Origin of the sequence: Streptomyces subrutilus (assembly GCF_008704535.1) — a bacterium.
Classification (GTDB): domain Bacteria; phylum Actinomycetota; class Actinomycetes; order Streptomycetales; family Streptomycetaceae; genus Streptomyces; species Streptomyces subrutilus.
This window is the reverse complement of the sequence record NZ_CP023701.1, coordinates 3,046,798-3,068,573: the sequence shown is the minus strand read 5'-3', so window position 1 is coordinate 3,068,573 and position 21,776 is coordinate 3,046,798. Positions and strand designations below refer to the sequence as shown.

Genomic DNA, 21,776 nt, shown 5'->3' with positions numbered 1-21,776 from the left:
GGCCCCATAGTTTCTGCGGCGTGCCAGAACGCAAGCTGCGCGTCGCCGTGCTCGCCGATTCCGATACGCGATGGAAATGGGGCGCACTCACCGCCCGCCGTCTCGTGCCCGACCACCACCAGCTCACCGGCCACCTGTTGCGCGGCCGCGCCACGCCCACCGCCCGCCAACTCGGCGAGGTGGGCGTCGACGCCGACCGGCTCACCGAGGTGACCTGCGCGCGGTTCCTCGCGGAGCTGGAGCGCGAGCGCTACGACGTGGTCGTCCTCGCGCTCGTCGGCGGGGCCGTCCAGGCCGTCCTGCACGGGGCCCGCGCCCTGTGGCCCGTCCCCTCCGAGCGGCCCGTGCTCGTCACCGGCTACGTGGGCGTCGTGTACGAGAAGCTCGCCGACGGGCTGCTGCTGCGGCACGGGGCCGACCTCGTCCTCGCCAACTCCCGCCACGACGCCGAGCGGTTCCGCGCCGTCTACGAGGGGGTGGGCGCCGACGCGGGCGCCGTCACCGAGACCGCGCTGCCCTTCCTGGGCGGGGCGCCGTACGAACCCACCGGGGGCGGGGCCCCGACCGTCGTCTTCGCCGTCCAGCCCTCCGTCCCCGACGGCCGCGCCGACCGGGCCTACCTGCTGGAGCGGGCGGCCGGGCACGCCCGGCTGCACCCCGGGCGGCAGGTGCTGGTCAAGCTGCGCAGCCGGCCGGGGGAGCACACCACGCACCTGGAGGAGCAGCCGTACCAGCGGCTCGCCGAGCGCATCCCGGGCGGACTGCCGTCCAACTGCCGTCTGGTGTACGGGAACATGGGCGAGATCCTCGACGGCACCGACCTGCTGGTCACCGTCTCGTCCACGGCCGCGCTGGAGTCGCTGCACCGCTCCATCCCCACGGCGGTCCTCACCGACCTCGGCATCCGCGAAGCACTCGGCAACCACCACTTCCTCGGCTCGGGCTGCCTGGCCTCCTGGGACCAGCTCGACGCCGGGCTCATCCCGCGGGCCGACCCCCGCTGGCTCGCGGCCCAGGGCGTCCGCCCGGCCGCCCGGGCACCGGCCACCCGCCTCGACGGCGTGCCCGCCCCGGCCGCCGCCGTCGCGCCCGGCGGGGCCGATGCCTACGCCGCCGCCCGGGCCAAGGTCGCCGCCCTGCTGGCCGCACCCGAACTGCCCGCCCCCGCGCCCTACTACACGCTCACCACCGCCCCCGGCTACCTCCCCGGCATCCTCGCCCGCCAGCGCCTGGCCCCCGACGGCACCCCGCTCCCCGGCGCCGACCGCGCCCCCGAGGAGGGGTCCCGGCTGCGCCGGCGGCTGCGCGGCCACCTGCGCGAGGCCGCCCGCGGGGCGTACCGGCACGGGGTGCAGCGCGTGGCCCCGGTGATCCGCAGGCTGGGGGAGCTGTGAGGGTCCTCGCCGTGATCCCGGCCCGCGGCGGCTCCAAGGGGGTCCCGGGCAAGAACCTCGCCGAGGTCGCGGGGACCCCGCTGGTCGCCCGCGCCGTACGGGCCTGCCGCGCCGCGCCCACCGTGACCGACGTGGTCGTCTCCACCGACTCCGGCGAGATCGCCGCCGCCGCCCGCGCGGCGGGCGCGGACGTCGTCGCCCGGCCCGCGGCCCTCTCCGGCGACACCGCCTCCAGCGAAGCCGCCGTCCTGCACGCGCTCGACGCCGCCGAGGAGGACGGCGCCCGCTCCGTGGACGTGGTCCTCCTCGTCCAGTGCACCAGCCCCTTCCTGTCCGCCTCCGACGTGGAATCGGTGGCCGCCGCCGTCGCGTCCGGCGCCGCCGACGCCGCGCTGACCGTGGCCCCGTTCCACGGCTTCCTCTGGCGGGAGGCGCCCGACGGCTCCGGCGCGGGCGTCAACCACCACACCGCGCACCGCCCCCGGCGCCAAGACCGCCCCCGGGACCTGCTGGAGACCGGCGCCGCCTACGCCATGGACGCCGCCGGCTTCCGCGCCGCCCGGCACCGCTTCTTCGGCCGGACCCTGCCCGTCACCACCGACCCCGCCCGGGTCCTGGAGGTCGACGACCCGCACGACCTGGCCCGGGCCCGCCTGCTGGCCCCGCTGCTGGACCCGGCCCCCGCCCGGCCCGCACCCCCGGCCGGCCCCGGCCCCGCACCGGCCACCGGCCCCGCACCGGCCCCGGACCCCGCACCGCACGCACCGCACGCACCCACGCGAAGGACGTCCCCCGCCATGACCGCCACCCCGCACGCCGACGACCGCCTGCGCACCTTCGGCTCGCGCACCGCCGGACCCGGCCGCCCCGTCTACGTCGTCGGCGAGATCGGCATCAACCACAACGGCGACCTCGCCACCGCCCTCGCCCTGATCGACGCCGCGGCCGAGGCCGGCTGCGACGCCGTGAAGTTCCAGAAGCGCACCCCGGAGATCTGCACCCCCCGCGACCAGTGGGACGTCGAGCGCGACACCCCCTGGGGCCGGATGACCTACATCGACTACCGCCACCGCGTCGAGTTCGGCGAGCGGGAGTACCGCGCCATCGACGCGCACTGCGCCCAGCGCGGCATCGACTGGTTCGCCTCCCCGTGGGACACCGAGGCCGTCGCCTTCCTGGAGGAGTTCGACGTACCCGCCCACAAGGTGGCCTCCGCCTCCCTCACCGACGACGAACTGCTGCGCGCCCTGCGCGCCACCGGCCGCACCGTCGTCCTGTCCACCGGCATGTCCACCCCGCAGCAGATCCGGCACGCGGTGGAGGTGCTCGGCAGCGCGAACATCCTGCTCTGCCACGCCACCTCCACGTACCCGGCCAAGGCCGAGGAGCTCAACCTGCGGGTGATCAACACCCTCCGGGAGGAGTACCCCAACGTCCCGATCGGCTACTCCGGCCACGAGACGGGCCTGCAGACCACCCTCGCCGCCGTCGCCCTCGGCGCATCCTTCGTCGAGCGCCACATCACCCTCGACCGCGCCATGTGGGGCTCCGACCAGGCCGCGTCCGTCGAGCCCGGCGGCCTGACCCGGCTGGTCCGCGACATCCGCACCATCGAGACCGCGCTCGGCGACGGCGTCAAGCGCGTCTACGCCTCCGAGCTCGGCCCCATGAAGAAGCTCCGCCGCGTGCAGGGCGAGCCGGTAGCCGTCTGACCCGAGGTCCGGCGCGCACGCGTCCCGCCCCCCGACGAGGAGTACGTGGTGTCCCCTTCTGTCCCCTCCGTCCCCACCCTGGCGTTCGTCGAGAGCCCGGTCCAGCTCCTGAACGTCCTGGAATGGGCGTACGCGCACGCGCCCGCCCCGGCCGCCCGCGGCCCGCTGCTCGACGGCATCCCGGCCCAGGGCCGCGGCCCCGGCCGCCCGCCCGGCGCCGCACCGGACGCGCCCGCCGCCCCCGTCCCGCCGGGCGACGGGTACGCGGCCGACGGGGCCCCGCTCCTGCGGATCGTCGTCCTGCCCCCGACCGACCCCATGTCCCGGGGCCAGCTGCGCCGGATGGCCGGGCTGGCGCGGGACGAGGGCCACGAGGTGCGCTGGCAGGAGGCGCGCGGCGGCCGGCTGGCCCCGCTCAAGGCCCTCGCCGCACTGGCCCGGGACGTCCGCGCGGCCCGGACCGTCGTCGTCGGCGACCCCTTCTCCCGCTACGTGCAACTGCTGCTCACCCTGGTCCGGGCCGAGCGGCTGGTGGTGGTCGACGACGGCACCGCGACCATGGAGTTCGTCGCCCAGACCGCCCGCGGCGAGCGCCTCGTGCGCTGGCACCGGGTCGGCGGCGGGGGACCGGCCGGCCGGTTGCGCGAGCTGGCCTACGCGCCGGTCTCGGCGACCGCGCGGCGCCGCTTCACCCCCGACGCGGGCCGGGGCCGCGCGGTCGAGGTGTTCAGCTCCATGCCGGTCACCGTCCACGGCGGGACGACGCTGCGGGTCAACGACTTCGCCTGGACCCGCGCCCGCTTCGGCCCGCCCCGCCCGACCCGGGGCACCGACCTCGTCGGCACCTCCCTGGTGGAGACCGGGGTGGTCGATCCGGACCGCTACCTGGACGCGGTCCGCGCCCTGACCCTGGACCACGGGGCCACCCGCTACTTCGCGCACCGCCGGGAGTCCCCGGAGAAGCTGCGGCTGCTGAGCGAGACCACGGGTCTGGAGATCGTCCGCCCGGACCTGCCGCTGGAGCTGATCGCCCGGCGCGGTCCGGTGGGCCGCACGATCGTGAGCTTCCCCTCCACGGTCGTGCACACCCTGCCGTACGCCCTGGCCGGCACCGGGGTGACCGTGGCCGTATGCGACGTCGATCCCGCCTGGCTGACCGGGACCGCCTCGCCCCGGGCCCGCGGCTTCCTCGCCGGGGTCACCGACAGCGCCCGTGATGTGCACAGACTCCCAGCCCAGACGGCTCCGGCGGCCGGATGAGCGCGCGAGTTTACCCCCGGGCGCAAGCGGTCATGCGTCCAGAGGCCGGGTTTCTTTCCCCTAACGGCATGAACTTTTCGTGATCCCCGGCCAGTTGGGCGGTGCGTACGCCTACCCTTGAACGGGTGAACCAGTTGATGTCCCGCGAGTCCCAGACCGCCCAGCCCGCCGCGTCCGCCCGGTCCGAGCTGCCCGGCAAGCTGCCGGACGACCTGCGTGCCGAACTGATCGCCTTCCGCCGGGACTTGCACATGCATCCCGAGCTCGGGCACCAGGAGTTCCGCACCACGGCCGCGATCAAGGCCCGGCTGGAGAAGGCCGGCCTGCGACCACGGGTGCTGAAGTCCGGTACGGGGCTGATCTGCGACGTGGGCACCCGGGACGGTGGCCGGCCGATGCTGGCCCTGCGCGCGGACATCGACGCCCTGCCCATCCCGGACGCCAAGACGCACGTCGCCTACCGCTCGACGTTCCCCGACCGGGCGCACGCCTGCGGCCACGACGTCCACACCACCGTGGTCCTGGGCGCCGGCCTGGTCCTGGCCGAGCTCGACCGGCAGGGCCTGCTGCCCCGGCCGGTCAGGCTGCTGTTCCAGCCCGCCGAGGAGGTGCTGCCGGGCGGCGCCACCGAGGCCATCGACTCCGGGGTGCTGGACGGGGTCGGAAAGATCATCGCGGTGCACTGCGACCCCCGGGTCGACGCGGGGCGGATCGGGCTGCGGGCCGGCGCCATCACCTCGGCCTGCGACCGGCTGGAAGTCACCCTCTCCGGCGCCGGCGGGCACACCGCGCGGCCGCACCTGACCACCGACCTGGTGACGGCGGCGGCCCGGGTGGCCGTCGACGTTCCGGCGCTCCTGGCCCGCCGGATGGACGCCCGCTCGGGAATGTCCGTGACCTGGGGCCGGATCGAGTCCGGGCACGCCTGCAACGTGATCCCGATGCACGCCGAACTGTCCGGAACCGTTCGCTGCCTGGACCTCAGGGCCTGGCACGAGGCGCCCGACATGATCCACGCGGCCGTCGACGAGGTCGCCACCCTGCACGGGGCCAAGTTCGAGGTCAACCAGGTCCGCGGGGTGCCGCCCGTGGTCAACGACCCGGTGGTCACCGAACTGCTCCGCGAGGCGATGGCGGCCCGCCGCGGCGCCGACTCCGTCGAGGACACCGAGCAGAGCCTGGGCGGGGAGGACTTCTCCTGGTACCTGGAGCACGTGCCCGGCGCCATGGCCCGCCTGGGCGTCCGGGCTCCCGGCGACACCGCCAAGCGGGACCTGCACCGGGGCGACTTCGACGTGGACGAGGCCGCGATCGGGGTCGGCGTGGAGTTCTTCACGGCCGCGGCCCTGCTCGACGCCGTACGCGGCGAGCCCGCCCCGTAGGACCTCCCGGCCGCGCACCCTTTTCCGTACGCCCGGTCTCCGAAGGAGGTGCCCAGCCCTTGGTACGCAAGGGCTGGGCACAGAACCAGTTACCGATCGGTCACTGTCCGGTTCGCGACGATCCGATAACGACTCATGAACGGGCCTTTAACTGACATCTACGCGCGTTACGATCGCCGCGAAACCAGCGCCGGTCGTGGCGCTTCGGTCAGGTTTTGAAGGAGCCTCCCCTTGCGCCGGATCACCAGGATCGCCACCGTGGGCATCGCGTCCGCGGCGCTGGCCCTCTCGGCCACCGCCTGTGGCGGAAAGCAGTCGTCGGACACCGGATCGGACTCGAAGAAGGAGGCCGGCGCCGCCATCGCGTACGACATCGGTGGCCGCGGCGACCAGTCGTTCAACGACGCCGCCTACGCCGGTCTCCAGAAGGCCGAGTCCGACCTCAAGATCAAGGGCGCCGAGGCGGAGCCCACGGACGGCGAGGGCGAGGCCGACAAGGTCCAGCGCCTCACCGAGCTGGCCCGCAAGGGCAACAACCCGGTCATCGGCGTCGGTTTCGCCTACGCCCCGGCCATCAAGAAGGTCGCGCCGAAGTTCCCGGACACCACGTTCGGCATCATCGACGACACCTCGGTCACCGGCCCGAACATCGCCAACCTCGTCTTCAACGAGGAGCAGGGCTCCTACCTGGCCGGCGTCGCCGCCGCCAAGGTGTCCAAGACCGGCAAGGTCGGCTTCATCGGCGGTGTCGAGGTCCCGCTGATCAAGAAGTTCGAGGCGGGCTTCGCCCAGGGCGTCAAGGACACCAACCCGAACGCCACGGTGCTCACCCAGTACCTGACCCAGCCGCCGAACTTCGACGGCTTCGCCAAGCCCGACCTCGGCAAGGCCGCCGCGCAGGGCCAGCTCGACCAGGGTGCCGACGTGATCTACGCGGCCGCCGGTCTGGCCGGTTCGGGCGCCATCGAGGCCGCCTCGACCAAGGGCAAGTGGGCCATCGGCGTCGACTCCGACCAGTACAACCAGGCGGGTCTGGTCAAGTACAAGGACCACATCCTGACCTCGGTCACCAAGGACGTCTCGGACTCCGTCTTCGACCTGATCAAGTCGGTCAAGGACGGCAAGCCGACCACCGGTGAGATCCGTTACGGCCTGGACAAGGACGGCGTCGGCCTGGCCGACTCCAACCCCGAGTACAAGAAGATGACCGACGTCATCGCCGCGGTGGACAAGGCCAAGGCCGAGATCATCGCCAAGAAGATCACGGTCAAGACCGCCCCGTAAGGCAGTCTCTGACATGTAGTCGCGGTCTCCGGGGTTCGGGAAGCGGTCTCTGCCGCTCCCGGGCCCCGCGCCGCATCCCGTACCAGCGGTCCGTGACCCAAGTGGCCTGATGGTCACCAGATTTCACTTCCGACAGTGCTACGCGCGTAGAAGCATCGTGGACGCGATACTTTCTCTCCCCGCCCTGTCCTCCCCTGCCTTCCGCTCCTTCCGCGCCAAGGAGAGTGCGTCATCAACGCGTCCAGCCCGCCCCCCGCCGTAGAACTGCACGGCATCACCAAGCGCTTCCCCGGCGTCGTCGCCAACAAGGACATCGCGATCACCGTCCGCAAGGGCACGGTCCATGCCTTGATCGGCGAGAACGGCGCCGGCAAGTCGACCCTGATGAAGATCCTCTACGGCATGCAGAAGCCGGACGAGGGCACCATCGCCATCGACGGCGAGCAGGTCTCCTTCAGCAGCCCCGGCGAAGCGATCGTCCGCGGCATCGGCATGGTGCACCAGCACTTCATGCTCGCCGACAACCTCACCGTCCTGGAGAACGTGGTCCTCGGCGGCGAGAAGCTGTACGGCATCGGTGCCAAGGCCCGCCGGAAGATCAAGGAGATCTCGGACGCGTACGGCCTCGGGGTCCGCCCCGACGCCCTGGTCGAGGACCTCGGCGTCGCCGACCGGCAGCGCGTGGAGATCCTCAAGGTCCTCTACCGCGGTGCGAAGATCCTCATCCTCGACGAGCCGACCGCCGTGCTCGTGCCGCAGGAGGTGGACGCCCTCTTCGACAACCTGCGCGAGCTCAAGGCCGAGGGCCTCACCGTCATCTTCATCTCGCACAAGCTCGGCGAGGTGCTGAAGGTCGCCGACGACATCACCGTCATCCGCCGCGGCACCACGGTCGGCACCGCCGACCCGAAGACCGCCACCACCAAGCAGCTCGCCGAGCTGATGGTCGGCGCGGAGCTGCCCTCGCCGGAGACCCGCGAGTCGACCGTGACGGACGTCCCGATGCTGGCGGTCAAGGGCCTGACCCTCGCCGCCGCCGGCGCCGTCACCGCCGAGCCGGAGGTCCTGGCGCACGCCGCGCTGGAGGACTCCCCGGTGCACCGGAAGGCCGAAGCCGGCCGACTGCTGCTCGACGACGTCACCTTCACCATCCACAAGGGCGAGATCCTCGGCATCGCGGGCGTCGAGGGCAACGGCCAGACCGAGCTGATCGAAGCCCTCATGGGCATGAACCCCGCCGACACGGGCGTGATCACGCTGGACGGCCTGGACATCACCAAGGCCCCGGTGCGCAAGCGCCGCGAGGGCGGCATCGGGTACATCCCCGAGGACCGCCACCGGCACGGCCTGCTGCTGGAGTCCCCGCTGTGGGAGAACCGCATCCTGGGCCACGTCACCGAGGCGCCCAACTCCAAGCGCGGCATCCTCGACCCGAAGGCGGCCCGCAAGGACACCGAGCGGATCGTGCGCGAGTACGACGTCCGCACGCCCGGCATCGAGGTCACCGCGTCCTCGCTCTCCGGCGGCAACCAGCAGAAGCTGATCGTCGGCCGCGAGATGAGCCACAACCCCAAGTTCCTGATCGCCGCCCACCCCACCCGCGGTGTGGACGTCGGCGCGCAGGCGCAGATCTGGGACGCGATCCGCGAGGCCCGCCGCGAGGGCCTGGCCGTGCTCCTGATCTCGGCCGACCTGGACGAGCTCATCGGCCTGTCCGACACCCTGCGCGTCATCTACCGCGGCCGCCTCGTCGCGGACGCCGACCCCGCGACCGTCACCCCCGAGGAGCTCGGCACCGCCATGACGGGCGCCGCCTCCGGGCACCTGGACGCCACCGACAACCACTCCGCCGACGGTACCGACGCCGGTACCGGCTCCACGGAGGACGAGGTCCGATGAAGAAAATCGACAAGGACCGGCTGCTCCTCGGCTTCGCCGGGCCGGTGCTCGCACTGGTCAGCGCCTTCCTGCTGACCATGATCGTGCTGGCGGCGACGGGCATCGACCCGATCGAGCCGCTGCGCCTCATGGTCGAGAACGCCGGCTACGAGGACGTCCAGGTCCTCATCGTGAACCAGGCCGGCACGTACTACCTGGCAGCCCTGGCCGTGGCCATCGGCTTCCGGATGAACCTCTTCAACATCGGCGTCGACGGCCAGTACCGCCTCGCGGCGATGCTCTCCGCCGTGGTCGGTGCGGCCGTGGCCCTGCCCGGCCCGCTGCACCTGCTGCTGATCGTCCTCGTCGCCATGCTCGTCGGTGCCTTCTGGTCCGGCATCGCCGGTGTCCTCAAGGCCCGGCGCGGAGTCAGCGAGGTCGTCTCGACGATCATGCTGAACGCCATCGCGACCAGCCTGATCGCCTGGCTGATGCTGACGAAGAACCTCGGCGTCCAGGTGGAGGGCTCCAACGACCTCACCACCGGCGACATCCCGGCGTCGGGCTGGTTCCCGGCCGTCTCCCTCGGCGACGGGCTGGAGATCTACGGGTTCACCTTCGTGGCCTTCGCCCTCGGCGTCGTCTACTGGTTCACCCTCAACCGCACCCGCTTCGGCTTCGACCTGCGCGCCACCGGCGCCAGCGAGTCCGCCGCCCAGGCCTCGGGCGTCGACGCCAAGAAGATGATCGTCACCTCGATGCTCATCTCCGGCGCGGTCGCCGGCCTCGCCGGCATGCCGCAGCTGCTCGGCGAGACGCACACCTACAACCTGGCCTTCCCGGTCGGCGTCGGCTTCACCGGCATCACCATCGCGCTGCTCGGCCGCAACAGCCCGGTCGGCATCCTCTTCGCCGCCTTCCTGATGGCCTTCATCGACAAGGCCTCGGCCTCGCTCGACCAGGCCGGGTACGCGAAGGAGATCGGCACGATCATGAAGGGCCTGATCGTGATCGCGGTCGTCGTCTCGTACGAACTCGTCCGCCGCTACGGCATCCGACGCCAGCAGCAGAAGGTCGGCGAGGAGCTGGCCGCCGGGCACGCCATCAAGACCGACAAGGAGGTCGCGGCGTGAGCACCAGCACCGTTTCCGCGACGGCCGCCGCCCCCAAGAAGGCCGGCCGCAACAAGCTCACCCTGCCGTGGATCATGCTGATCATCGCGGGCGGCCTCGCGCTGGTCTCGCTGGTCCGCGTGATCAGCGGCGCGGACGACCTGACCTCCGTCGGCCAGGTATCCGGCGCGCTGTCGCTCGCCGTCCCGATCGGCCTCGCCGGCCTCGGCGGCCTGTGGGCCGAGCGCGCGGGCGTCGTCAACATCGGCCTCGAAGGCATGATGATCCTCGGCACCTGGTTCGGTGCCTGGGCCGGCTACCAGTGGGGCCCGTGGACGGGCGTCATGGCCGGTCTCATCGGCGGCGCCATCGGCGGCCTGCTGCACGCGATCATCACGGTGACCTTCAACGTCAACCACATCGTCTCCGGTGTGGCCATCAACATCCTGGCGCTGGGCTTCACCCAGTACCTGTCGAACTTCACCTTCGCCGACGCCCCCGGCGGCTCCTCCAAGCAGTCGCCGCAGGTCGAACCGATCTACAAGATCACCGTGCCGGGGTTGTCCGACTGGATGGCCGACCTCCAGGGCAGGCACTGGTTCTTCGTCTCGGACCTGGCCGGCGTCATCGGCGGCCTGGTCACCGAGCTGTCGCTGCTGACCGTCGTCGCCCTGCTGCTGATCCCCGGCACCTGGTGGGTGCTGTGGCGCACCACCTTCGGCCTGCGCCTGCGCTCCTGCGGGGAGAACCCGACCGCCGCCGAGTCCCTCGGCGTCAACGTCTACAAGTACAAGTACATCGCCGTGATCGTCTCGGGCGCCCTGGCCGGCCTCGGCGGCGCGTTCCTGTCGATCGTCGCCAGCCCGATCTACCAGGAGGGCCAGACCGGCGGCCGCGGCTACATCGGCCTCGCCGCGATGATCTTCGGCAACTGGATGCCGGGCGGCATGGCGATGGGCGCGGGCCTGTTCGGCTTCATCGACAGCCTCAAGCTGCGCGGCGGCGCCACCAACGTCCACGCGCTGCTGCTGCTGATCGCGATCCTGCTGCTGCTCGTCTGCGCCTGGCAGCTGTACAAGAAGAAGTACGTCCAGGCCGGCGTCTCCGCCCTCTTCGGCGTGCTGCTCTTCGTCTGGTACGCGCTGACCGACTCGGTGCCGAGCCAGTTCGTGGACGCGGCCCCGTACGTCACCACCCTGCTGGTGCTCGCACTGTCGGCGCAGCGGCTGCGCATGCCCAAGGCGGACGGACTGCCGTACCGCAAGGGCCAGGGCAAGTGACGAGCCCGGCGCCGGTACCGGCCCAGGCCGCCGTCGACTGGGAGGCCCTGCGGGCCGCGGCCCGGGACGCCATGTCCCGCGCGTACGCCCCGTACTCGGGCTTCCCGGTCGGGGTCGCCGCCCGCGTGGACGACGGCCGGGTCGTGACCGGCTGCAACGTCGAGAACGCGAGCTACGGCCTGGGCCTGTGCGCCGAGTGCGGGCTGGTCTCCTCGCTCCAGGCCACCGGCGGCGGCCGGCTCACGCACTTCACCTGCGTGGACGGCAAGGGCGGCGCCCTCGTCCCGTGCGGGCGCTGCCGCCAGCTGCTGTACGAGTTCGGCGGCCCGGAGCTCCAGGTGGACACGCCGGAGGGCATCGTCCCGCTGAGCGCGATGCTGCCCCAGGCCTTCGGGCCCGACCACCTGAGATAGCCGTGCCGACGGCCCTCCGCCCCCTCCCGGGCGGAGGGCCGTCGTCTTCCCTCCTCCTCCCCCTTCCGTACACCCCTCTCTCTATGCGCGTAGAAGGAAGTCACCTCATGGACGTCATCTCCGTCATCCGGACCAAGCGGGACCGCGGTGAGCTGAGCCCCGAGCAGATCGACTGGGTCATCGACGCGTACACGCGCGGTGTCGTCGCCGACGAGCAGATGTCGGCGCTGGCGATGGCCATCCTGCTGAACGGGATGAACCGCACCGAGATCGCCCGCTGGACCGCCGCGATGATCGCCTCCGGCGAGCGCATGAACTTCGACTCCCTCTCCCGCCCCACCGCCGACAAGCACTCCACCGGCGGCGTCGGCGACAAGATCACCCTGCCGCTGGCCCCGCTCGTCGCGGCCTGCGGCGCGGCCGTCCCGCAGCTGTCCGGCCGGGGACTGGGCCACACCGGCGGCACCCTCGACAAGCTGGAGTCCATCCCGGGCTGGCGCGCGCTGCTCTCCAACGAGGAGATGCTGCACGTCCTGGACACCACCGGCGCGGTCATCTGCGCGGCGGGCGACGGCCTCGCCCCCGCGGACAAGAAGCTCTACGCGCTGCGCGACGTCACCGGCACCGTCGAGGCCATCCCGCTGATCGCCTCCTCGATCATGTCGAAGAAGATCGCCGAGGGCACGGGCTCCCTGGTGCTCGACGTCAAGGTCGGCACCGGCGCCTTCATGAAGAACATCGAGGACGCCCGCGAGCTCGCCTCGACCATGGTCGCCCTCGGCACCGACAGCGGCGTCAAGACGATCGCGCTGCTCACCGACATGTCCACCCCGCTCGGCCTCACTGCCGGCAACGCGCTGGAGATCCGCGAGTCCGTCGAGGTCCTGGCCGGCGGCGGCCCCTCCGACGTCGTGGAGCTGACCCTGGCCCTGGCCCGGGAGATGCTGGACGCGGCGGGCATCAAGGACGCCGACCCGGCGAAGGCGCTGGCCGACGGCTCCGCGATGGACGTGTGGCGCCGGATGATCGCGGCCCAGGGCGGCGACCCGGACGCGGCCCTGCCCGTGGCCCGCGAGCACCACGTCGTCACCGCCCCCGCCTCGGGCGTGCTGACCCGCCTCGACGCGTACGCGGTGGGCGTCGGCGCATGGCGCCTGGGCGCGGGCCGCGCCCGCAAGGAGGACCCGGTGCAGGCGGGCGCGGGCATCGAGCTGCACGCCAAGCCGGGCGACACCGTCACGGCCGGCCAGCCGCTGATGACCCTGCACACGGACACCCCGGAGAAGTTCGACTACGCCCTGTCCGCGCTGGAGGGCTCCTACGACGTCGCCCCGGCCGGCACGGCCTTCTCCGCGACGCCGATCGTGCTGGACCGCATCGCCTAGGACCGCGCGCTCCCTCGTACGGCCGAACGGGACCGGTGGACGCCCACCGGTCCCGTTCGGCACGCCGGGATGCCGGACCTGCTGGTCCTCGCCGGCGACGTGCGGGAGGACGCGGCAGTCACGTGCCCGCCGCGGCGGGCGAGCTGGTCGCCGAGGTCACGTCCCCGTCGAACGCTTCGCACGACCGCATGGCGAAGGCGGCGGGATATGCGCAGGCGGGCGTTCCGCCGTACCTGCTCATCGACGCGCACGCGCCCGGTGGACCGACGCCGACGCTCTACGGCGAACCGCGCCGAGGCGTCCACCGGGCTCCGGCAGCGGGCAGGTTCGGCGACGCGTTCCGGCTTCCCCCGCCCTTCGACATCACCACCGACACCTCGGCGTTCCCGTCGATCCGACGCCCCGGCCCGCCCGTCGATGAGTTCGGGCCGCCGGGGGAGTCACCCCCACGTGGAGATCACGCGACTCGTCCTGCCCGGACCGACCCCCACCGCCCTGGACGCGGCCCGGCTCTGCGCACGCCTGGCCCGGCTGTACGACGGCGGTGCGGGCGCGGTGGTGTGCGACGCCGCCGCCGTCACCGCGCCCGACCTGGGCGCCGTACAGGCCCTGGCCCGGCTCCGGCTGGCCGCGCACGGCCGCGGGACCCTCACCGTCACCGGGGCCGGGCCCGCCCTACGCGGTCTGCTGCACCTCGTCGGACTCGTCGAGCTGCTCGGGGAGGCCGAAGAGCGGGAACCACCGGGCCGTGTCCAGGAAGGCGTTGAGGCCGACGATCTTCCCCCCTGACACCTCCAGCACCTGGAGCGCCCACGGCGTGTGACCGGGCGTCCCGTCCTCGCGCGGCCGGTACTGCCCGAAGGCCGGCATCCCGTTCGCCGTGGTCGGGACCAGCCGCGAACCCTTGCAGCCGATGCCCTGGTTCAGGTGCCAGGCGGCGATGTCCTCGTGCCCCCGGAGCCACAGGTCGAACGGCGGCATCGACAGCACCGCGTCCTCGTGCAGCAGCGTGGTGAGCCGGGAGATGTCGTACGCCTCGAAGGCGGCCAGGTACTGCTCCAGCAGCTTCGCCTGTTCCGCGTCCAGCGGGTCCGCCGGGTCGCTCTCGCGCAGCGCCTGGCCGGCCATGGTCGCCCGGGCCCGCTGGAGCGCGCTGTTCACCGACGCCACCGTGGTGTCGAGCAGCTTCGCGACCTCGTCCGCCTTCCAGGCCAGCACCTCGCGCAGGATCAGCACCGCCCGCTGCTTCGCGGGCAGGTGCTGCAGCGCCGCGACGAACGCCAGCCGCACCGACTCCTTCGCCAGCGCCGTCTCGGCGGGGTCCGCGTGCTGCGGGAGCACCCGGCCGTCCGGCACCGGCTCCAGCCAGGTCACCTCGGACCGCTCGTTGAGCACGGCGGAGGCCTGGTGCTGCGGAGCGGTGAGGTCCATGGGCCGTGCGCGCCGGTTCCCGGCCTTCAGCAGGTCCAGGCAGACGTTGGTGGCGATCCGGTACAGCCACGAGCGCAGCGAGGAGCGCCCCTCGAACGCGGAGTGGCTGCGCCAGGCGCGGATGTAGGTGTCCTGCACCGCGTCCTCGGCGTCGAAGGCGGAGCCGAGCATCCGGTAGCAGTAGCCGGTCAGCTCCGTCCGGTACCGGTCCATCGCCGCGTCCAGGTCCAGGTCCGCCGGCGTCGTCGCGAGGTCACTCATGGCTGTCGCCCCCAGGTAAGTTCCTACTCCTTGGGAACCTACCCGAGGGCTCTGACAACGGCAGCCGGAAGCACCGGTGACGGTCGCCGACCTGCACGAACGCCGGCCGGGGCGAACGCCGGCCGACGCGAACCCCGGCCGACGCGAACGCCGGCCGGCGCGACTGCCGACCGCCCCCCGCCGGGTCAGCGCGCCACGGCCGCCGGGACCCCCGTGCGCCGCTCGGCGCGGGCCGCGTGCGAGCCGTACAGGGTGATCGACACGACGCCGAGGACCGCCAGCAGCGCGATGCCCACCGTCGCCTCCCACCCCGCCGCGTGGTAGGCGAGCGCGCCCAGCGTGCCGCCGGCGCTGGAGCCGAGGTAGTAGGCGGACTGGTAGAGCGCGGAGGCCTGCGCCCGGCCGGTGCGCGCGGTGCGGCTCACGGCGGCCGAGGCCACCGCGTGCCCCGCGAAGAAGCCCGCGGTGATCAGGACCAGCCCCGCCAGGATCAGCGGCAGCGAGTCGGCCAGCGAGCACAGCAGGCCCAGCGCCGTCGTGGTCACCGCCAGGTACAGCGCGCCCCGGCGCCCGGTCCTGCCCACCAGCCGGCCCGCCGCCGCGGAGGAGACCGTACCGACCAGGTAGACCAGGAAGATCGAGCCGACCACGCCCTGCCCCAGCGAGAACGGCTCGTCCACCAGGCGGTAGCCGATCACCGTGTACACGGCGCCGAACACCGTCATGAACAGCGCGCCGATCCCGTACAGCCGCAGCAGCAGCGGATCGCGCAGGTGACCGGCGACGGTACGGCCCACCGCGCGCGGGTTGAGCGACGCCGGCCGGAAGAAGCGGGCCCGGGGCAGCAGCGCCAGGAAGGCCACCGCGCACACCAGCGACATCAGCCCCACGGTCAGCAGGCCCACCCGCCAGCCGCCCAGCTGCGCCGCCCAGCCCGTGACCAGCCGGCCGCTCATGCCGCCGATGGAGTTGCCCGCCACGAACAGGCCGATCGCCCCGATCAGCGCCTTCGGCTTCACCTCTTCCGCGAGGTACGCCATCGCGGAGGCCGGGATGCCGGCGATCGCCGCGCCCTGGACGGCCCGCAGCACCACCAGCCACTCCAGGCTCGGAGCGAACGGCACCAGCAGGGAGACGCCCACGGCCACCGCCATCGACCAGGTCATCATCCGGGTGCGCCCGAACCGCTCGGACAGCGCGCTCAGCGGCAGCACGAACAGCGCGAGCGCACCCGTGGCCGCCGACACCGTCCAGCTGGCCTGACCGGCCGTCACGCCGAACCCGTCGGAGATCGCGGGCAGCAGTGCCTGCGTGGAGTAGAGGAGGGCGAAGGTCGCGAGGCCGGCGGCGAAGAGCGCGAGGCTCATGCGGCGGTAACCGGGACGGCCGGGCTCGCGGGCCTCGGGGGCCGCGGGGGCCGCGGAAGTGCCGGGGGAGGACGGGACCCGGGTCGGGTCCGGGAACGGCGAGGTGGAGGCACCCGCGATGACGGGCGCCCCGGTATGAGCGGGAGGCATACGTCGACGGTAGGCACGTCTTTTTCATGCGTCCAATGCACGGATTCGCAATAATCGATCCACTCGCGCATCAGTACAGCTCAAGAGGGTGCATGTCGATGAACCGTTACGAAGAAGACATGGCGGTGACACGTCTGCTGGCCCCGCGCCTCGCGTACTTCGCGGCCGTGGCCCGGCACGAGCACGTCACCCGCGCCGCGCACGAGCTGGGGGTCCCGCAGTCCACCCTCTCCCGCGCCATGGTCCGGCTCGAACAGGACCTCGGCGTCACGCTGTTCGCCCGCAAGGGCCGCACCGTCGCCCTCACCACGGCGGGCCACGCCTTCCTCGCCTCCACCGAGCGGGCCCTCACCGAGATCGCCCGCGCCGCCGAATCCGTCCAGCAGGACGCCGACCCCGCCGCCGGCAAGGTCGCCTTCGGCTTCCTGCACACCCTCGGCTCCGAAACCGTGCCCGGCCTCATCCGCGCCTTCCGCGCCGACCACCCCCGCATCCGCTTCTCCCTCGTCCAGAACTACGGCGAGGCCATGCTGGAGCGGCTGCGCGCCGGCGAGCTCGACCTCTGCCTGACCTCGCCGCTGCCCGACGCCCCCGACCTCGTGGCCCGCCGGCTCGACGAACAGCGGCTGCGCCTGGTCGTCCCGGACGACCACCGCCTCGCCGGCCGCAAGCGGATCCGCCTCGCCGAAGCCGCCGACGAAACCTTCGTCACCCTGGAACCGGGCTACGGCCTGCGCCGCATCACCGACGACCTGTGCGCGGAGGCCGGATTCACCCCCCGCGTCGCCTTCGAGGGAGAAGAGGCCGAGACCCTGCGCGGCCTGGTCGCCGCCGGGCTCGGGGTGGCCCTGCTGCCGCCCCCGGCCGTGGCCCGGCCCGGCGTGGTCGAGCTGACCGTCACCGCCCCGCGCGCCGTGCGCGAGATCGGCGTCGCCTGGCTCGACGGCCACCCCGACACCCCGCCCGTCGCCGAGTTCAAGCGCTTCCTGCTCTCCCGCCGCGGCCGCCTCATCCCCGAACTGGAGCCGCAGGGCTGAGCGGCCTACGGGGACCCGGGCGCCGGATACGAGGACAGCAGGAACCCGGCCTGGAAGCGGGACTTGGCACCCACCGCCCGCATGATCTCCGCGATGTGGCGCTGGCAGGTCCGCTCCGACATGCCCAGCCGGCGCGCGATCACCTTGTCCTCCAGCCCCTCCGACAGCAGCCGCACGATCGTCTGCCGCAGCTCGTCCGAGATCGACCGGGCCGCGTCCGGACTCACCGTCAACGGGAACGGCCGCGCCCCGAGCCAGGACCGCTCGAACGCCGACGTCATGAAGTGCACGACGCTCGGCTCCCGCACCACCAGCGCCGCCCCGCTGCGGTCCGGCACCGCCATCAGCCCCGTGTGCTCGTCGAAGACCAGCATCCGCATCAGCCCGTCGCCCAGTGTCCGCACCTGCGCCCCCAGCGCCGTCACCCGCTCCACGTACGCCGCCGTGGGCCGCGAGTAGCGCGCCGTGTGCTGGTAGATCGTCCGCATCCGGACCCCGCGCGCCAGCAGCGACTCGTCGCGGCCGATCGACTCCTCCAGCGTCTCCAGCGGCCGGCCCCCGCCCGGCTGCGAGGTCAGCAGCTCCCGCTCGCAGGACGCGACCAGCTGCGCGATCAGCCCCCGTACCGCGCCCAGGTCCGTGACCAGCTCCAGGCGGCCCGACCCGCTCAGGTCCCGGTGCGCCGTCCCCGCCTCGTACGCCGGGACCAGCTCCTCCAGCCGCCCCCGCAGCCGGTCCATCTCGTCGTGCGTCTCCCGGACGAGCAGGGCCAGCGGAGCCAGCGCCCGCGCCGCCGCCGCCCGCGGCGCGACGGCGCTCCACCGGTCCGGCCCGCCGCCCGGCGCCCGCTGGAGCAGGTGCGCGGCGGACAGCTCGGTGATCGCGGCGGCCGCACGGACCCCCAGGGCGCCGGTGGCCTCGCCCGCGTCGAAGGAGTGCCGCTCGACGGCGTACGCGTACAGGCGCCTGGCCGCCGGGCTGAGCTCGGCGGATTCTCCGGTGCGGTGATCGGCTGGCATAGGCGTATTCGTCCCGGACTGTGTCTGTTCGTAAACCCCTCGTGTTCCCGCAAGGCGGCAAGACGATGCCTGCCCCGCGGCCCTCGGCATATGCCGAACCGGCACAGTGGCAGCACGGCGTGAGGGGGGAGCGCGGGATGCGGCAGGGGACACCCGTGGAGGCGCGTGGGCCCGTGGCCGTGCTGCTGAGCCCGCGACCCGCCGTGGTGGCGGCCGCCCGCCGCGCGGGCGCGCGCATCGTGGTGGTCGCGCCGGATCCATCGGTGTCATCCGACCGTGAGGGGGCGGAGCGGCAGGTACGGACGGACTGGCGCGACCACCGCCGTCTCGTCGGGGCCGTCGCCCGGATGGAAGAGGTCCGCCGGGGCCGGGCCGCCGTCTTCGGCTTCGACGCCGCCGGAGCCCTGTCCGCCGCCCGGGCCAACGAGGAACTCGGCCTGCCCGGCACTCCCGCGGCCGCCGTCGGGGCCCTCATGGACAAGGCCGCCCTGCGCGCCCGCTCCAACGCCCTGCACCCCGGCCGGCCCGTATCCTTCGCCCGCTGCGGACGCGCGGCGACCCTCCCCTTCCTCGCCGCCCTCATCGGCTACCCCTGCGTCGTCAAGCCCCGCGCCGGAGCCGACGGCGAAGGCCTGCGCCTCGTCCGCGACGCGCACGGGGCCCGGGCCGCCGCCCGCGCCTACCCCGAGGTCACCGACCTGCTCGTCGAGGAGTTCCTCGAAGGCCCCGAGCTCGCCGTCGAGGCCCTCTCCCGCGCCGGCCGCCACCGCGTCCTCGGCTGGGCCCGCAGACGCCGGGGTCCGGAGCTGACCGCCGCCGGCCACGAACTGCCCGTGGCCCTGCCCGCCGAGACCGCCGCGGCCGTACGGGCCCTGGTCCGCGGCGTCCTCGACCTCGCCGGCCACCGCGACGGCCCCTCCCACACCGAGGTCATCCTCACCCCGCGCGGCCCCCGCCTCGTCGAGTGCCACGCCCGCCCGGGCGGCGAGGAGTTCGCCCGGCTGCTCCGGCTCGCCCACGGCACCGACGTGCTGGGCCTCGCGCTCGCCGCCGGCCTGGGCCTGCCCGAGCCCGTGCGCCGGCCGCGCACCGCCTACGCCGGCCTGCGCTACGTCGACTTCCCGCCCGGCCGCCGCCTCGACGGCGTCCGGCCCGCCGTCGCCGCCGCCCGCGCCGTGCCGGGCGTGGTCCGGGTCCAGCTGGAGGTACCGCCGGGCTCCACCGTCCGCAGCGCCCCGACGGGCGCGCTGCACCACGCGTACGTCCTGGCCACCGCCCCCACCCCCGGCTCCCTGACCCGCACCCTGGACCGGGCCACCGGACTGCTCGGGCAGGCCCGGCCGGAGGCGTAGGGCGCCGGGCCGCGGCGCGCTCAGCGGCGCGGGGGGCGGCCGAAGCCGGAGGCCAGCGGCATGCGCAGGCCCAGCGGCGGCGGCGCCGCCAGGGCGTCGGTCAGCGGGCGCGCGTACCGGCCCGAGAACACCGAGCCCAGGACGAAGTCCACCGCCAGCGCCACCACTTCCGCCTGGTGCTCGCGCAGCCCGTGGCCGTCCGAGTGCACCTCGAACCGGCAGGTCGAGCGGTTCGCCTTCTTGGCCCGCGCCGCCAGGAGGAACGAGGCCTCCGGGTCGCTGCGCGCGTCGTTCGTGCCGTGCACGATCAGCACCTGCCGGCCCGACAGCTGTTTCACCGGGTCCGGCGCGTCCGCCGCGGCCGGCCCCTCCGGCAGGCAGGGCGCCAGCGCCAGCACGGAGCCCACCGCCTCGTGCCCGGCCGCCAGCAGCGCCGCCCGGCCCCCCGCGCCGTAGCCGGCCAGGCACACCGGCACGTCGCCGTAGCGCCGGACCACCTCGTCCGCCGACCACCGCGCCTGCTCCTCGCGCGGTGAGCCCCCGCCGTGCAGGACCGGGTGCGCGACCAGCCCCTGCGGGCCGCCCGCCCGGGCCAGGGCCCGGGCCAGCGGACGCAGCGGACCGGGGGAGAAGCGGGAGGCCCCGGGAAGCAGGAGCACCACACCACTGACCGTCTCTGCCGGGCCGTTCGCGCCGGCCGCCCGCCCCAGGCGGGCCCCGCGCGCCGGCGGCGCATGCTGTGCCATGGCGGAACAGTCTCAGACCCCGAGGTGTACGCAACCCGTCCGCACGGTCACTGTTACATATCAAGGCAGGCCGCCGGGGCACCGCTCTACGCGCGTAGGAGCTAGAGTGCGCAGATGACGAGCGAGACCCTCAACCTGCCGACCCCGGACCAGATCCGCCGCGCCCCGAAGGTGCTCCTGCACGATCACCTCGACGGTGGCCTGCGCCCCGGGACCATCATCGAGCTGGCCCGCGAGGCCGGCTACGAGAACCTCCCCGAGACCGACGCCGACAAGCTCGGCGTCTGGTTCCGGGAAGCCGCCGACTCCGGCTCCCTCCCGCGCTACCTGGAGACCTTCGCGCACACCTGCGCGGTCATGCAGACGAAGGAGGCCCTCTTCCGGGTCGCCGCCGAGTGCGCCGAGGACCTGGCCGAGGACGGCGTCGTGTACGCCGAGATCCGGTACGCCCCCGAGCAGCACCTGGAAGCCGGCCTGACCCTCGAAGAGGTCGTCGAGGCCGTGAACGACGGCTTCCGCGAGGGCGAGCGCCGCGCCAGGGCCGCCGGCCACCGCATCCGCGTCGGCGCCCTGCTGACGGCGATGCGCCACGCGGCCCGCGCGCTGGAGATCGCCGAGCTGGCCAACCGCTACCGCGACAACGGCGTGGTCGGTTTCGACATCGCCGGCGCCGAGGCCGGGTTCCCCCCCACCCGCCACCTCGACGCCTTCGAGTACCTCAAGCGCGAGAACAACCACTTCACCATCCACGCGGGCGAGGCCTTCGGCCTGCCGTCGATCTGGCAGGCCCTGCAGTGGTGCGGCGCGGACCGCCTCGGCCACGGTGTGAAGATCATCGACGACATCGAGGTCGCCGAGGACGGCACCGTCACGCTGGGCCGCCTGGCCTCGTACGTACGGGACAAGCGCATCCCCCTGGAGATGTGCCCGACCTCGAACCTGCAGACGGCCGCGGCCGCCTCCTACGCCGAGCACCCGATCGGACTGCTGCGGAAGCTGCACTTCAGGCTCACCGTCAACACCGACAACCGGCTGATGAGCGGCACCAGCATGAGCCGCGAGTTCGAGCACCTGGTCGACACCTTCGGCTACACGCTGGACGACATGCAGTGGTTCACCGTCAATGCGATGAAGTCCGCGTTCATTCCTTTCGATGAACGACTGGCCATGATCAACGAGGTCATCAAGCCCGGTTACGCGGAGCTGAAGTCGGAATGGCTGTTCCAGCAGACCGCTTCCACCAGGGGTTCCGTCTCGGCCTAGGCCACGGCATGACGGACCGAAAGCGCCCGGGAGGAGCAATTCCCGGGCGC

The 21,776-nt window shown here is 73.3% G+C and carries 18 protein-coding genes and 2 pseudogenes; 16 read left to right on the top strand and 4 right to left on the bottom strand.

The genetic code is table 11. The annotated features are described in order from the left end of the window. Positions 1–20: 20 nt before the first annotated feature. From CP968_RS13140 to CP968_RS13085, 13 genes and pseudogenes are all read left to right on the top strand, one after another. Positions 21–1,394, top strand: coding sequence for a DUF6716 putative glycosyltransferase (locus CP968_RS13140; protein ID WP_373303999.1), 1,374 nt, complete (start codon positions 21–23; stop codon positions 1,392–1,394). Then, positions 1,391–1,759: pseudogene (locus tag CP968_RS34805) on the top strand (acylneuraminate cytidylyltransferase family protein); the annotation flags it as partial. The gene CP968_RS13140 and the pseudogene CP968_RS34805, both read left to right, overlap by 4 nt. 432 nt (positions 1,760–2,191) lie before the next feature. Further along, complete coding sequence (locus CP968_RS34800) at positions 2,192–3,106, top strand: N-acetylneuraminate synthase family protein (protein WP_229886031.1); 915 nt, start codon at positions 2,192–2,194, stop codon at positions 3,104–3,106. 48 nt (positions 3,107–3,154) lie between these two features. Next, complete coding sequence (locus CP968_RS13130) at positions 3,155–4,366, top strand: hypothetical protein (protein ID WP_373303998.1); 1,212 nt, start codon at positions 3,155–3,157, stop codon at positions 4,364–4,366. Positions 4,367–4,503: 137 nt separating this feature from the next. Next, positions 4,504–5,748 carry an amidohydrolase gene (locus tag CP968_RS13125; RefSeq protein ID WP_150521894.1) on the top strand — a complete coding sequence of 415 codons (1,245 nt, stop codon included), beginning with the start codon at positions 4,504–4,506 and terminating at the stop codon, positions 5,746–5,748. A gap of 231 nt (positions 5,749–5,979) precedes the next feature. Then, positions 5,980–7,032 carry a BMP family lipoprotein gene (locus tag CP968_RS13120; protein WP_150518199.1) on the top strand — a complete coding sequence of 351 codons (1,053 nt, stop codon included), beginning with the start codon at positions 5,980–5,982 and terminating at the stop codon, positions 7,030–7,032. Positions 7,033–7,263: 231 nt separating this feature from the next. Next, complete coding sequence (locus CP968_RS13115) at positions 7,264–8,931, top strand: ABC transporter ATP-binding protein (RefSeq protein ID WP_150518198.1); 1,668 nt, start codon at positions 7,264–7,266, stop codon at positions 8,929–8,931. Continuing rightward, the gene (locus CP968_RS13110) at positions 8,928–10,043 is read left to right on the top strand and encodes an ABC transporter permease (RefSeq protein WP_150518197.1); all 1,116 of its coding nucleotides are present in this window, start codon (positions 8,928–8,930) and stop codon (positions 10,041–10,043) included. Before CP968_RS13115 ends, CP968_RS13110 begins: the two co-directional genes overlap by 4 nt. Beyond that, on the top strand, positions 10,040–11,302 hold the full coding sequence (locus CP968_RS13105) for an ABC transporter permease (protein WP_150518196.1): 1,263 nt from the start codon (positions 10,040–10,042) through the stop codon (positions 11,300–11,302). Before CP968_RS13110 ends, CP968_RS13105 begins: the two co-directional genes overlap by 4 nt. Beyond that, positions 11,299–11,715, top strand: a complete 417-nt coding sequence (locus CP968_RS13100; protein ID WP_150518195.1) for a cytidine deaminase — start codon at positions 11,299–11,301, stop codon at positions 11,713–11,715. The genes CP968_RS13105 and CP968_RS13100 overlap by 4 nt, the downstream gene beginning before the upstream one ends. A 107-nt stretch (positions 11,716–11,822) precedes the next feature. Next, entirely contained in the window at positions 11,823–13,100 is a 1,278-nt protein-coding gene (locus tag CP968_RS13095; RefSeq protein ID WP_150518194.1) for a thymidine phosphorylase, read from the top strand. 35 nt (positions 13,101–13,135) lie between these two features. Further along, a pseudogene (locus CP968_RS13090) lies at positions 13,136–13,387 on the top strand (Uma2 family endonuclease); the annotation flags it as partial. A gap of 163 nt (positions 13,388–13,550) precedes the next feature. Continuing rightward, entirely contained in the window at positions 13,551–13,889 is a 339-nt protein-coding gene (locus tag CP968_RS13085; RefSeq protein ID WP_229885985.1) for an STAS domain-containing protein, read from the top strand. Here CP968_RS13085 and CP968_RS13080 read toward each other — a convergent pair. Both CP968_RS13080 and CP968_RS13075 read right to left on the bottom strand, forming a co-directional pair. Further along, on the bottom strand, positions 13,776–14,792 hold the full coding sequence (locus CP968_RS13080) for a sigma-70 family RNA polymerase sigma factor (RefSeq protein WP_150518192.1): 1,017 nt from the start codon (positions 14,790–14,792) through the stop codon (positions 13,776–13,778). The genes CP968_RS13085 and CP968_RS13080 overlap by 114 nt on opposite strands. A 185-nt stretch (positions 14,793–14,977) precedes the next feature. Beyond that, complete coding sequence (locus CP968_RS13075; protein ID WP_150518191.1) at positions 14,978–16,309, bottom strand: MFS transporter; 1,332 nt, start codon at positions 16,307–16,309, stop codon at positions 14,978–14,980. A 98-nt stretch (positions 16,310–16,407) separates the two neighbouring features. Here CP968_RS13075 and CP968_RS13070 point away from each other — a divergent pair, with 98 nt between their 5' ends. Continuing rightward, positions 16,408–17,346, top strand: a complete 939-nt coding sequence (locus CP968_RS13070; protein ID WP_150518190.1) for a LysR family transcriptional regulator — start codon at positions 16,408–16,410, stop codon at positions 17,344–17,346. Positions 17,347–17,351: 5 nt separating this feature from the next. Here CP968_RS13070 and CP968_RS13065 read toward each other — a convergent pair whose 3' ends face one another. Then, the gene (locus CP968_RS13065; RefSeq protein WP_150518189.1) at positions 17,352–18,365 is read right to left on the bottom strand and encodes a helix-turn-helix transcriptional regulator; all 1,014 of its coding nucleotides are present in this window, start codon (positions 18,363–18,365) and stop codon (positions 17,352–17,354) included. A gap of 173 nt (positions 18,366–18,538) precedes the next feature. Here CP968_RS13065 and CP968_RS13060 point away from each other — a divergent pair, with 173 nt between their 5' ends. Beyond that, positions 18,539–19,717 (top strand): ATP-grasp domain-containing protein, encoded by a 1,179-nt coding sequence (locus CP968_RS13060; protein ID WP_167536799.1) that lies wholly within the window; start codon positions 18,539–18,541, stop codon positions 19,715–19,717. Positions 19,718–19,737: 20 nt separating this feature from the next. Here CP968_RS13060 and CP968_RS13055 read toward each other — a convergent pair whose 3' ends face one another. Beyond that, on the bottom strand, positions 19,738–20,463 hold the full coding sequence (locus CP968_RS13055) for an alpha/beta hydrolase (RefSeq protein WP_150518187.1): 726 nt from the start codon (positions 20,461–20,463) through the stop codon (positions 19,738–19,740). Between the two features lie 114 nt (positions 20,464–20,577). Here CP968_RS13055 and CP968_RS13050 point away from each other — a divergent pair, with 114 nt between their 5' ends. Next, positions 20,578–21,726 carry an adenosine deaminase gene (locus tag CP968_RS13050; protein WP_150518186.1) on the top strand — a complete coding sequence of 383 codons (1,149 nt, stop codon included), beginning with the start codon at positions 20,578–20,580 and terminating at the stop codon, positions 21,724–21,726. The last annotated feature ends 50 nt before the right edge of the window (positions 21,727–21,776 follow it).